The organism is Buchananella sp. 103232 (assembly GCF_058725725.1).
Map to the genome: position 1 here is coordinate 22,533 of NZ_JBZXJM010000021.1, position 14,060 is coordinate 36,592.

The window sequence follows — 14,060 nt, forward strand, 5'->3', positions numbered from 1 at the left end:
TTTCGTGTGGGCGGTGTGATGACTCCCATCATCGGAAGACCTCAACCCCTACCCACACACCAACACACCCTCCCCTGGATCACACCACCAATACACCCTCAATTGGGAAGAGCCAGTTTGAAGCCCGAGTAATGGGGACTAATTGTCTGCTTCACTGTGCACTTGGTACCAACTGGGAACCTATAGGGGATTTGATAGTCCGAAACGTTGTCCGGAAGGTAGAAGCTGCCCCGTCTACTCCAGCCGTCACACGACCAGTCGAACCGGAGTTCAGAGCCGTTGGTTTCTACGCCCTCTACCCGGTTCTTCACCAAGAGAGGCACAAACTCCGTTGCTAACTCGTTTGCTGATCCCAAGGAGGCGAATTGATCCTTGGATATCCATACCGTTATCGATGGCCTTGGGTGCGCGCTCGACTGATACCAGAAGGTTGTTTCGATGTCGAAGCCTTCAAGTTTCGGGTTCTGCTGGGTGACGGTGCATTCACCTACTGGGAGGTTCGGTACCACATGATTTTGTGGCCCTGTTACCTGGAACTGCCCATTTGTGACGGATTCGTCTTGTCCCTTGCAGGAGTAGCTGAAGTCGAAGGTGAGCGATTCTGTCCCTTCCACAGCGCCGAATACGCGCACATCGACCTCAAGACTGCCCAGGTCACGCTCGTACTCGTCGATCAGGTGCGCCAACGTCTGGGCGTCCTTTCCGATGTTTACCGTTACTTCTGAGGTTCCTACTATGGAGTACCCAGGGATACCGCTACTCGTCGAAGAAGCGACGCACCTCGACCCGGCCTGGATGCGACGATCAACTGCTACGGGAGTGCCGCGCCCATCTACTTGAACTACTCCGTACTGGTACCCATGTGCACTTCCGTATCCGAATCCGTACCCGTCTCCGTAGCACTGCCAATGCACCTCGAAGGTGCGGTCTGCCGGGTCCAAGCCTTGAACGGTCTTAGCAATTGCTAGCGTCCCGTACTGCGCGGCGTAGTGAGAGCTTATGTCGAGACGTGCCAACTGCCCAGCTTGCACCGAGATCGAGTAGGAAGGTCCCTCAACTAGTGCGTCGTTAAGTGTTGCAGTAGTTGTGATATCAACGTATTGAGGAGCAGGGCTGGTTTCGGTGATGACGCACGATCCTTCGGGCAGCCCGCTAATCTCTTTTGGCGTCGCGTGATGCACAGTGAATGTTCCGTTCTCCGCGTTGTCTTGGCCCACGTTACAGGCGTATGAGAACTCGAACTCTTGGTTATACGCCTTGTAGGCTGCGTCTCCCTGCACGGCCTTGGTAACAAGCAGCGAGCCACCGGTGCGCGTGTAACGGTCCGCAAAGGACACCTCGGCGTTGCGCCCCGCCACGATCTCAATGGTTTGAGGCGGCGTCGACGTCAGTGTGTAGCCGTTCGGAGGCTCGACCGGGAGAATCTCGTTTATGACGCAGCTCGTCCCCGCTGGCATGCTCTCAGGGGCGGTAACCGCTTGACCATTCGCCTCAACCGAAAGATCTGCCTCTGCGATTACACCACCTTCATTGCTACAGATGTAGTGGAAGTCGTGGTAGGCCCGGTCGGCACCCAATGGACCATTCTCAACAGTCTTTTTCACAGAGAATGATGTGGGCCGGGGCGTGTAGACCACCTCAAACGGCACCACTACAGGCTCAGTGGATTCTATGGATACCGTCTTTGGTTCCGGCAGCGAAACATCGTAGAAGGGAACGTATGCGGAGTCATCTCCAATCCAGACCCTGCATCTAGCACCAATAGGCACCTCGTGCAATGCGCCCATTGTTCCGTCGCCTACAACGCTGCCAGACCCGTACGTGTCGCTACACTCATATTTGTATCGGAATAGATTAGATGCAACATCCGCGCCGTTGCCATTAACAGTAACAGCCAATGCTCCTAACTCAACCCGGTATGAATATACTACATGCACGTATGTACGTTCACCGGGGCGAACCACCACGCGCTTCGAAAGCGTAGAGCTAGAATCAAACATGCCTTCAAACGTTTGGCCAGGGAACGGCTTTCTGGAGAGTGTTAGATCACAGCTCCCGCCGGCGACCAACACGCTTGCCGCCGGATTGCTCTCACCAATATTAACGGCTCCCTGGGTCTCCTCACCTGACGAGGACAGACAGGAGTATGAAACAACTACACCTGGCTCATCGACAGGACGCCATCCGCCAGCCCAGTCTGCCCAGAATTCCAGTTCGCCGAGCAACTGCTCATACTCGAACGAGAACGAAGTTTCCGTTTCCGACAATCCAACCCGTTTAATTTGGAACGGCGCGCCGACCAAACGCCAACCATCCGGCACCGACTCTGGAACCACCCAAACTACACAGGTACTGCCGTGAAGAATCCTTTCCGCAACCGTAACTGGAATACCACTGCCAAGAACATCCATCGTGCCCCGCTGGTGTCCACAGGACCATTTATAGGTTGTAGGACTGGTGGCATCGCCCACAGCCGCAATCGACATTGACGGGAACTCGCCTACGCTTTCGAAGATTACTTCGACACGATTCACCTCGGCGCCGGACACTTCGAACATCTTCCCTGGCGCAGCGAGGTCTTGGCCATTATATTTGACGCCCCAGCTTAGACTAGAACTATTTGGGAATCCTTGGGGCTTAATCGAACAAATCCCCTCCCTTACTGGAAAAGGATCTGTCGCTTGGCCAACATTGGCATGAACACGCCCCTCCTCCTTTACCCCACCGAAGGACAAACACGCGTAGTCAAAGGTTAAGGGCATACCCCTTAGAAAATCGACTCCCGCTCCTCGAACACTTGACACAACAGAGAATCTGCCGAACTTTGGGGAAAGAAACAGCTCCGCTGCGTAGTAGTTTCGACCTGCACCTATCCGAACAGTGCCATCCCGGACGTCCTTTACAGAATAGCCCTTAAATGCCGGGCTCTCTGGGTCGATCTCAACCCTACATGTCGTACCAATAGGAAATTCTCGATCGACCTCGACGACCTTCTCTATGCCCTCAACGAAGGAAACCCCACTATATGAGCCGCAGGACCAATTTATATTGAACCTACCTCTACGCAATCCGTTCGGCGAATAACTATAATCTGTTAACGCGAAAGAGACACTTAGAGTGCCGACTCGCGCTGGGTCCAAGACAGGCTCGGACACATACTCAACCTCAAGGGTTACATCTAAAATCTGCCCAAATTCGGTTACTGTAACAGTCTTCGGCTCGGGCCCCACTACTCGATACCCTTCAAGCTGCGCTGTGCTGAAATCGGCGCTCACTGAGCAGGTTGTACCGACCGGATACTCCCGAGGCAACTCAAACCCACCGTAGTTTACTCTCACCCGCCCCTCGTCATCACCACAACGGTAGCTGAGTACAGGCTCAAGATGATCCACCAAGGCCCAGTTATGATTCCTCTCCCTCCAGAGAATATTCACCGTGCTAACCCGCTGCCGGTATTCTACCTTGGGGCGCGCAATCGCGATTTCGCTACCCTCCTCTACGGTCAAGGTATACGGCTCAGCTCGAACTAGCTCGTAACCGCGTGGGACGTACAAATCCCGGCTGGGCGAGATCTGACAAACGCTACCAACTCGAATCCCCGATTTGCTTTGATAATAATGATCTGATTCGAATCCACCCTCGACCCGTTGAAATTCACCCTCGACAGGCATCTCGCCTTCAAAACGGCAACTGTAGCGAAAATATCCCCCAAGCCAATCACTATCATAGCCGATACTTTCTGGAACGACCTTAAGGTATCGCTCCTCCCATGTTTTCAAAATCCACTCGGCATGAAGATTTACCTCGACGACTTCACCATTGGGAACGGTGACGATTACCGGTGACGGCATCAGCATTAGATATTTTGAATCATGCAGCCTCTGCAATTCAATGGTGCATACTGCGCCAGCAGCTAAGCCATCAATCGTATCAGACTCTCCATTGCGGTAAGCCATCCCTCCGTGCACCACGTCATATGGGGCAGATCCGTCACCTAGCGACTTATCGCACCTAACTCGATAATCCAAGTAACCTGAATAGACATCCGGATTCTGCGAATATTGAACCCGTATCGCTCCTTCACCCTTTTTATACAGCCCCCGCAACGTTAACACCTGATCGCGACCGTATGTCACATAGAACTCGTGCTCACTGCCATGAAAGTAGTACCCAGGGATTCTTATGGACTCTGGAGCAAACTGCGCCCTACAATTGCCACCTACATGAAACAGCTCTTCCAACTCGACTGGAGCCTGCCCGGGCCGGACCTCGACACTGCCTGACACGTCTCCACAGGAATAATTTACTCTGAACTGGCGATTTTCCTGACCCGCCGGAAGTCCCTCAATCTCAATACCAATTCTCACCGGCACAGGATCTGGGATGTAGGTTGTCTCTATTTCGATTTCCGCTGCCTGGCCGTCAACAATCTCGACTTGTTTCTGTACGGGAGCGTCGAACGAATGATTGGGGACCGCTAGGCTATTTGTATCTATAGCCACGATGCAGGTTTGTCCCGCTTCAAACCATCCTACCGATTGGGCTTCATGGGTTTGTCGATCAACCTTTACCTTTCGATACTCACTTCCACAACTAATGTCGATGAGTATATCGTCACTACTGGCTTCATCTTTCCTCCCGGACTCACGATATAGAATGATCAACTCGCCCTTGCCTGTTGGGATGTACCTATAGTCGAAACGTGCAGTGCTATCAGCCCACTCACCTATGTGCACAGTGACGGAAGCGTCCCCCACAGTTCTGGAGAATCCCTCAACCTCAGTTGAAGCAGCTACTTCAGTCACTTTGCAGTTTGCTCCAAACGGGATGGCATTTTCGACGCTTATTGGCCGTCCATTCGTTGGTACTATCGCAACACCTCGCTTGATATACGGGTTTACCCCTTCCTTGGCACACTCATAATTGTATGCCACCTGAGATAGGTCGAGTCCCTCAATCTCATTTACCTCACTCGAAATGAATAACGCACCCTCCGTCGGCCTCAAACGCGCAGAGACCTGTATCTGATGTAAGCCGCCAACTTGTACGCCAAAATCCCAATACGTCTCTTCCAATCTAATCTCATCCGCAGACTGCGACCTGACATAGCAGGTGCTTTCCGCCGGAATCAGCGGAGAGGGAAACGTCTCGTTAAACCTCTCAATGGAGATTGTCCCCTGAATCTGATCGCGCTCCGGCACGTAGCAGGTGTACCCGAACGCTATCGGGCTAAGTCCATCGGGTGGATCAACAAAATTTATCTGAATTGAAAAGCGGCCGGCGTTCTGCTCATTGAGTTCCTCGCCGCCTCCCGGCACCGGCTCACCCGATGACGGCGGCACCGGCCCACCCGTAGACGGCGGCTCCGTCCCACCCGTAGACGACGGCTCCGGTTCGCTCGAAGGCGGCGGCACCGGCCCACCCGTAGACGACGGCTCCGGTACCGGCTGCGGGTCTGTGAGGGCTTTGGAGTGCTGCTCGCCCGGCAGCCCGCCGTCGGGCGCTGCCCATGCCGTTCCTGCGCCCAGCCCCGAGGCGGAGGTTAGTCCGGCCAGTACAAGAGCTATGGGCAGGGCTAGAACAGCCAGTTTTTCAACCAAGCGGGGCTTTCGCTGCGGAGTCATCTTTGATTCCTTCCGTCACGATTCCGGGGTCGCCAAGGACCGGAGGGGATACCTCCCCTAAACGTATGGATTCCGGCGTCCGTGTTGAAGGTTTTGGCCTGTATGAAAACCTGTACTACTTCTTCTATTGGCTTTTGCACGCCGGTGTGCATCATTCTCGCTAAGTCGCGTGCCCCGGCTCCCAGGCTCCTACACGGCCCCAGCGGCTCGGACACACGAAAGCGGCCTGGAGGGCGCTTACGCGCTCTCCAGGCCGCCAGAGTGAGCCGCTGGGCTTAAAGCATGCCGAGGACCTGGGCCACCAGGATCTTGGCGACCATGGCCACCGGGTAGACCATGGCGTAGCCGAGCGCCACGCGCGGGTCGTTCTGGGTGCGGCTGTTGGCAAAGGCCAGCACTGCCGGCTGGGTTTGGGTACCGCCCAGTACACCGGCCAGGCGGGTGCCACCCATCTTGAACATGAAGCGCATCGTCACGTACAGGCCCACGGCCACGAACGTGGTGATGAGGAATCCGAGCAGCAGGATGTTGGTCCAGGCGCCGGACGTGAAGGCGTTCAGGATCTGAGAGCCTGCCTTGGTGCCGGCGTAGGCCAGGAAGACCAGGAGGCCGAGCTCGGCGAGGACCATACAGGTGGTGTAGGGCACGGAGGTGACCACGCGGCCCACGCGGCCGATGCGCCCCAGCACGAGGCCCACCAGCAGCGTGCCGGCGGCCGAACCGATGGTGAAGGAGGCGCCACCGGGGGTGGGTATCGGCAGGTTACCGATGAGGATGCCTAGTGCCATACCGAGGCCGAGCGCCACCGGGTTGATGTCGGATAGGCCGTGCGCGGAGTCTCCGAAGAACTTGGAGATCTTGGTCATCGTGCCGGTGGGGGCAACGACGCGGACGCGGTCGCCCTGCTGGAGCACCAGGTTGGGGGCGCCAATCATGTCGATGTCACCGCGGCGGACTCGAGAAATGGTTGCCTCGAATTTGCCGCTCAGGTCCAGAGAGGCGATGGTGCGACCCGCCAGCTTGGGGTCGGAAACCGTGATGCGGCGGAAGTCCAGGTAGGAGCGGTCAGAGATCAGGGAGTGCGTGGAGGAGTGTCCCAGCTGGGAGATGATGGCCGCCACGGCCTTCTCGTTGCCGACCACGGTTACCAGGTCGTCACGGTCAAGGGTGTCTTCCATCTTCGGACGCAGGATTGGGCCGGTCTCGCCGCGGCGGAGGCGGGAGAAGGTGACCTGCCCGCCGGCGCGCTCGAACAGGTCGCCCACGCGGGGGTTGTCGTCGCGCTCGACGCGGATGGTGCGGTTGACCAGCGGGGAGGGGGCGTCCTTGTCGTGGCGGGCCTTGGACAGGGCGAAGCCGGCGGCGATCAGCATGCCGAACACACCCCACAGGTAGGTGATGGAGTAGCCGACGGTCGCGGTGGCAGTGTCGCCACTGGCCTGACCGGCCGCAGAGAGGGCCGGGGTGTTGGTGATGGCGCCGGCGTAGGTTCCACCGATCAGGGCGGGGGACATGCCGAGCGCGTTACCGACGCCCCAGGCAAGCACACCGGCGGCCGCCACCACCACTACCATTGCGATGATCGGACCGACCGCCGTCTTGAGGGTGTTGAAGAAGGTGGGGCCGGCGTTGATACCGATCGCGAACGCGAACAGGGCCAGGCCCAGGATGCCGATGTCGTGCGCTACCTGGAGTTCGTAGCCGTAGGTGAGCGCCCACGCCGTCAGTGCCATTGCCGTGAATAGCACGGCGGCGGCGCCCAGCTTGATGCCCTTTACCTTGACGCTTCCGAATACCATGCCAACGCCAAGTAGCAAGAACAGCAGCAGGACGTCATTCTCCTGCAGCGCGTAGAAAAACGTGTCCATGTGGATTCCTTGTGTAGGTCTTCGCCCTCAATTATCCGGGCCGCAGACGGTGGCTTTCCGGTGCCTTGGTCCCGCTTGGATGGACGACGTTGCCGCCCGGCCGCCCGGTTTTGCCGCCTGTTTGCCCTTTTGTCGCTTTCTGGCAGATTTGCGCGTTACGCGTTTCACACTGCGGGAGGGGATGGTCGCAGCGAGTCTGCGACCATCCCCTCCCCGGTGTGCGGGTGCGCTTTAGTAGAGCACTGCGCCCTCGGACGCGGAGTGCACCAGCTTGATGTACTTGCCGAGCACGCCACGGGTGTAGCGCGGGGGCAGCGGCTCGAAGGTCTTGGCGCGCTCGGCCAGTTCGGCCTCGTCCACCAGCAGGTCTAGGCGGGCGTTGGCCACGTCCAGGCGGATCTTGTCTCCGTCGCGCACCAGGGCGATGGGGCCGCCGTCCACTGCCTCTGGGGCGACGTGTCCGACGCACAGGCCGGTGGTGCCGCCAGAGAAGCGCCCGTCGGTGAGCAGCAGGACGGTCTTGCCGAGGTTGGCTCCCTTGATGGCGCCGGTGATGGCCAGCATCTCGCGCATGCCGGGGCCGCCCTTGGGGCCTTCGTAGCGGATCACCACGACGTCGCCGTCGGTGATGGTGCCGTCGGCGAGCGCGTCCAGGGCGCCTTGTTCGCGCTCGAAGACGCGGGCGGTGCCTTCGAACACCTCGGTGTCGAAGCCGGCGGACTTCACCACGGCGCCCTCGGGGGCCAGGGTGCCCTTGAGGATGGTGATGCCGCCGGTGGCGTGGATCGGGTTGTCCAGCTGGCGCAGGATCTCGCCGTCGGCGGCAGGCGGGGCGATGTCTGCCAGGTTTTCGGCCACGGTCTTGCCGGTGACGGTGAGGCAGTCTCCGTGCAGCAGGCCGGCGTCCAGCAGGGTCTTCATCAGCACGGGGACTCCGCCTACGCGGTCGACGTCGTTCATCACGAACTGGCCGAACGGCTTGAGGTCTCCCAGGTGCGGGGTGCGGGCGGCGACGCGGGAGAAGTCGTCCAGGGTGAGGTCGACCTCGGCTTCGCGAGCGATCGCGAGCAGGTGCAGGACGGCGTTGGTGGAGCCGCCGAAGGCCATCACCACGGCGATGGCGTTCTCGAAGGCTTCCTTGGTCATGATGTCGCGGGCGGTGATGCCCCTGCGCAGGAGCTCAACTACCGCAGCGCCGGAGCGCCGCGCCGCCGCGTCCCGTCGGCGGTCCACGGACGGCGGCGCGGCCGAGCCGGGCACCGACATGCCGATCGCCTCCGCAACGGATGCCATGGTGTTGGCGGTGTACATGCCACCGCAGGCGCCCTCGCCGGGGCAGATGGCGCGCTCGATAGCCATCACGTCCTCGTGGCTCATCAGGCCGCGCTGGTGGGCACCCACGGCCTCGTAGGCGTCGATGATGGTGACGTCCTTCTCCGTACCGTCGGAGAGCTTGACGTGGCCGGGCATGATCGAGCCGGCGTAGAGGAAGACTGAGGCCAGGTTCAGGCGGGCCGCCGCCATGAGCATGCCCGGCAGCGACTTGTCACAACCGGCCAGCAGCACCGAGCCGTCCAGGCGCTCGGCCTGCATAACGGTTTCCACGGAGTCCGCGATCACGTCACGGGAGACGAGCGAGAAGTGCATTCCCTCGTGCCCCATGGAGATGCCGTCGGAGACGGAGATCGTGCCGAACTCCAACGGGTAACCACCGGCGGCGTGCACGCCTTCCTTCGCCGCCTGCGCCAGGCGCTGGAGGGAGAGGTTGCAGGGCGTGATCTCGTTCCAGGATGAAGCGACACCGATCTGGGGCTTAACGAAGTCGGCGTCCCCCATGCCGACGGCGCGGAGCATTCCGCGCGACGCCGTGGCCTTCAGACCATCGGTCACCTGCCGACTGCGCGGCTTGATGTCAATCTCGTTGGTACCCATGCGCGTGATTCTATGCCTCGAGCCTCTCCCCCACGTTGCGGTGCTCAACCCGTGGCCCGCATAGGCCAAACTGCGCCAAACATGCAACTGCCGCAGTCCGTGTGCGGGTGGTGCCGGGACGCAATTTACGGGCGGACATGGGTCACATATTCGGCATCGACGCGCCGGGCCGCTTGGGTTGGTTGGGTTGCCGGGTTGGACTCCCAGCTTGGTGCCCCGGGTTCGGCTCCCAGCTTGGTGCCCCGGTCCTACGGCCAACGAGACGTTGGACCCGTCGACTCGACATTCAGCTCGCCAACTAGACGTTTGGCCTTTCAACTCGACGTTGGGCCCGTCAACTCGACGTATGGGCCGGCTTTTCGTCTAGTTGAGGCGCCAAACGTCTAGTTGAAGCTGCTTTCGTCTAGTTTCACGTTCCGTGTGTGGCGCCTTTGGCTCATTTGGTTGATGACGCGCTCCCGGCTTGGTGCGTCGGTCCCCCGGTCAACTAGACGTTCGGCTCTTCAGCTCGACGTTCGGCTTTTCAGCTCGACGTTCAGCCCTTCAACTCGACGTTTGGGCCGGTCTTTCGTCGAGTTGAGGCATCGAACGTCGAGTTGGGGTTTCGAACGTCTAGTTTCACGTTCCGGGTGGAGTGGCCCCTGTCTGGGTTATTCACTGACGCGCTCCCGGCCGCTGCGCGGGTCCCCCAGTCAACTAGACGTTTGCCCCTTCGTCTCGACGTTTGGGTCTTCGTCTGGACGTTTGAATGCTCGGCTCGACGTTTGGGCCGGTCTTTCGTCGAGTTGTGGCATCGAACGTCGAGTTGGGGTTTCGAACGTCGAGTTGAAGCTTCGAACGTCTAGTTGGGGTTTCGAGCGTCGAGTTTCACGTTCCGAGTGCGGTGGCTCTGGCTGGCTTGGTTGATGACGCGCTCTCGGACGCTGCGCGGGTCCCCCAGTCAACTAGACGTTCGGCTCTTCAACTCGACGTTTGGCCCTGGTTTTCGTCGTGTTGGGGTTTCGAGCGTCGAGTTTCACGTTCCGGGTGTGGTGGGTGTGGCTGGTTTTGTCACTTGAGTCGTGCGTCTTTAGTGACCCAGGGGGTTGGGTGTTTGTGGGTGTGGGGACGGCCCCCGTTGCTGCGGTTTGGTTCGCGCTACGGGGGCCGTTGTGTTGTGGTTGGTGGCGGCGGTGTCCTACTCTCCCACACCCTGGCGGGTGCAGTACCATTGGCGCTGGCAGGCTTAGCTTCCGGGTTCGGTATGGGGCCGGGCGTTTCCCTGCTGCTGTGACCGCCGCACGTGTTTTAACCCTTGGTGGGTTTGTAACCGTATAGGGGGTGTGAGCGTGTGGTGTTGTGTTCGTGTTTGTTGTTTGGCGTGTTTTGGTGTTTGTAGTTGTTTGGTCGATTAGTACCAGTCAGCTTCACGTGTTACCACGCTTCCACGTCTGGCCTATCTACCCCGTGGTCTGCGGGGGACCTTCAACACTTGTGTGTTTGGAGACCTGGTCTTGAAGCAGGCTTCCCGCTTAGATGCTTTCAGCGGTTATCCTTTCCGAACGTGGCTAACCAGCGGTGCACCTGGCGGTACAACTGGCACACTAGAGGTTCGTCCGTCCCGGTCCTCTCGTACTAGGGACAGGTCTTCTCAAGTTTCCTACGCGCGCAGCGGATAGGGACCGAACTGTCTCACGACGTTCTGAACCCAGCTCGCGTACCGCTTTAATGGGCGAACAGCCCAACCCTTGGGACCTACTCCAGCCCCAGGATGCGACGAGCCGACATCGAGGTGCCAAACCATGCCGTCGATATGAACTCTTGGGCAAGATCAGCCTGTTATCCCCGGGGTACCTTTTATCCGTTGAGCGACACCCCTTCCACAAGGTGGTGCCGGATCACTAGTTCCTACTTTCGTACCTGTTTGACTTGTCAGTCTCACAGTCAAGCTCCCTTGTGCACTTACACTCGACATCTGGTTGCCGACCAGATTGAGGGAACCTTTGAGCGCCTCCGTTACTTTTTGGGAGGCAACCGCCCCAGTTAAACTACCCACCAGGCACTGTCCCTGGTCCGGATTACGGACCGAGGTTAGATGACCGCTTCAACCAGAGTGGTATTTCAACAATGACTCCGCCAACACTGGCGTGTTGGTTTCATAGTCTCCCACCTATCCTACACAAGCTGAAGCGGGCACCAATACCAAGCTATAGTAAAGGTCCCGGGGTCTTTCCGTCCTGCTGCGCGTAACGAGCATCTTTACTCGTAGTGCAATTTCGCCGAGTTCATGGTTGAGACAGTAGAGAAGTCGTTACGCCATTCGTGCAGGTCGGAACTTACCCGACAAGGAATTTCGCTACCTTAGGATGGTTATAGTTACCACCGCCGTTTACTGGGGCTTGGATTCAAAGCTTCACCCGAGGGTTGACCTTTCCTCTTAACCTTCCAGCACCGGGCAGGCGTCAGTCCGTATACATCGTTTTGCAACTTCGCACGGACCTGTGTTTTTGGTAAACAGTCGCTTCTCCCTATTCTCTGCGACCTTTCGCGCTAGCCCGCGAGGGGCTTCACGTTCCAGGTCCCCCTTCTCCCGAAGTTACGGGGGCATTTTGCCGAGTTCCTTAACCATGATTATCTCGTCGCCTTAGTATTTTCTACTTGACCACCTGTGTCGGTTTGGGGTACGGGCGGCTAGTCCCTCGCGTCGAGGCTTTTCTTGGCAGTATAGGATCACCCTGCTTCCCCACGAGTGTGGGTCACCATCACACCTCACCCTGGTGTTACCCGGATTTGCCTGGGTAACGGGCTGCGTGTTTAGACGGGCCATGCCATAAGACCCGCGGTGGCTACCTTTCTGCGTCACCCCTGTTAATACGCTTGGCTACTACTGGTATCGGTCCCACGAGCCCGCCCCGACCACACCCGAAGGTGTGGATGGTTTGGGTTGGTGGTTAGTACTACCAGGCTCACCATGGACGGTCCTTCGCCGGTACCAGAATATCAACTGGTTGTCCATCGACTACGCCTGTCGGCCTCGCCTTAGGTCCCGACTTACCCAGGGCGGATGATCCTGGCCCTGGAACCCTTGGTCAATCGGCGCTAGGGATTCTCACCCTAGTTTCGCTACTCATGCCTGCATTCTCACTCCCACGCAGTCCACCCATCCTTCCAGATGAGCTTCACCCCACGTGGGACGCTCCCCTACCCAACAACACCCCTGCACACCCAACCAGCTCGAAAGCTTTAGGTGTGTGGGTTTTGTGTTGTTGCCACGGCTTCGGCGGTGTGCTTGAGCCCCGCTACATTGTCGGCGCGGAATCACTTGACCAGTGAGCTATTACGCACTCTTTCAAGGGTGGCTGCTTCTAAGCCAACCTCCTGGTTGTCACTGCAACTCCACATCCTTTCCCACTGAGCACACGCTTAGGGGCCTTAGCCGGTGATCTGGGCTGTTTCCCTCTCGACTACGAAGCTTATCCCCCGCAGTCTCACTGCCGCGCTAACATTACTGGCATTCGGAGTTTGGTTGACCTCAGTAACCTTGTAGGGCCCATCAGCCATCCAGTAGCTCTACCTCCAGCAAGCAACACGCGACGCTGCACCTAAATGCATTTCGGGGAGAACCAGCTATCACGGAGTTTGATTGGCCTTTCACCCCTACCCACAGTTCATCCCCTCCATTTTCAACTGAAGTGGGTTCGGTCCTCCACACGCTCTTACACGTGCTTCAACCTGACCATGGGTAGATCACTCCGCTTCGGGTCTACGGCATGCGACTCAAGCGCCCTATTCAGACTCGCTTTCGCTACGGCTTCCCCACCCGGGTTAACCTCGCCACATACCAGTAACTCGCAGGCTCATTCTTCAAAAGGCACGCAGTCACCCCAACAAAAGAGGGCTCCTACGGTTTGTAAGCATCCGGTTTCAGGTACTATTTCACTCCCCTCACGGGGTACTTTTCACCATTCCCTCACGGTACTGATCCGCTATCGGTCACTAGGTAGTATTCAGGCTTAGCAAGTGGTCTTGCCAGATTCACACGGGATTTCACGGGCCCCGTCCTACTCGGGAACACGCACCGAACACAAGCAATGATCGTTTCAGTTACCGGGCTCTCACCGTCTACGGCTGGCTTTCCCAAACCATTCACCTACAACCACGCTTGGAACCACTGGCCGGCAGACCAGACACGCACGCGTCCCACAACCCCACATCCGCAACCCCTGCCGGGTATCACACGAACATGGTTTAGCCATCATCCGCTTTCGCTCGCCACTACTCACGGAATATCTTTTCCTGCGGGTACTGAGATGTTTCACTTCCCCGCGTTCCCCCCACACGCCCTATATATTCAAGCGCGGGTAACCAGACATGACTCTGGCCAGGTTTCCCCATTCGGACACCCTCGGATCAAAGCTCGTTTGTCAACTCCCCGAGGCCTATCGCGGACTACCACGTCCTTCATCGGCTCCTAGTGCCAAGGCATCCACCGAATGCTCTTAGAAACTACAAACAAAACACTAATACAGAAAACAATAAACCATGAACACAACACTACGTATCATGCTCACACCCACTATACAGTTACAAACCAACCAACCAACAAACCACCAAACCAAACCAAAAAACCAAGGCCAGCTCAGCAGCAAGTAGTCAA

At 58.1% G+C, this 14,060-nt stretch carries 3 protein-coding genes and 2 rRNA genes; all 5 read right to left on the bottom strand.

Going from position 1 to position 14,060, the window contains the following annotated elements:
- Nucleotides 1-98 precede the first annotated feature (98 nt).
- Nucleotides 99-5,624 (bottom strand): DUF5979 domain-containing protein, encoded by a 5,526-nt coding sequence (locus AC4PWQ_RS03385; RefSeq protein WP_492089763.1) that lies wholly within the window; start codon nucleotides 5,622-5,624, stop codon nucleotides 99-101.
- 275 nt (nucleotides 5,625-5,899) lie between these two features.
- Nucleotides 5,900-7,492, bottom strand: a complete 1,593-nt coding sequence (locus AC4PWQ_RS03390) for an aspartate:alanine exchanger family transporter (protein WP_492089764.1) — start codon at nucleotides 7,490-7,492, stop codon at nucleotides 5,900-5,902.
- Nucleotides 7,493-7,723: 231 nt separating this feature from the next.
- Nucleotides 7,724-9,424, bottom strand: coding sequence for a dihydroxy-acid dehydratase (ilvD, locus tag AC4PWQ_RS03395; protein ID WP_371152531.1), 1,701 nt, complete (start codon nucleotides 9,422-9,424; stop codon nucleotides 7,724-7,726).
- A gap of 1,164 nt (nucleotides 9,425-10,588) precedes the next feature.
- Nucleotides 10,589-10,705: ribosomal RNA gene (gene rrf, locus AC4PWQ_RS03400) — 5S ribosomal RNA — on the bottom strand.
- Between the two features lie 88 nt (nucleotides 10,706-10,793).
- Nucleotides 10,794-13,916 (bottom strand): 23S ribosomal RNA (locus AC4PWQ_RS03405).
- Between the last annotated feature and the right edge of the window lie 144 nt (nucleotides 13,917-14,060).

Coding starts and splice junctions, on each gene's coding strand:
- AC4PWQ_RS03385 (WP_492089763.1), bottom strand. CDS start 5,624: ATGACTCCGCAGCGAAAGCCCCGCTTGGTTGAAAAACTGGCTGTTCTA.
- AC4PWQ_RS03390 (WP_492089764.1), bottom strand. CDS start 7,492: ATGGACACGTTTTTCTACGCGCTGCAGGAGAATGACGTCCTGCTGCTG.
- ilvD (WP_371152531.1), bottom strand. CDS start 9,424: ATGGGTACCAACGAGATTGACATCAAGCCGCGCAGTCGGCAGGTGACC.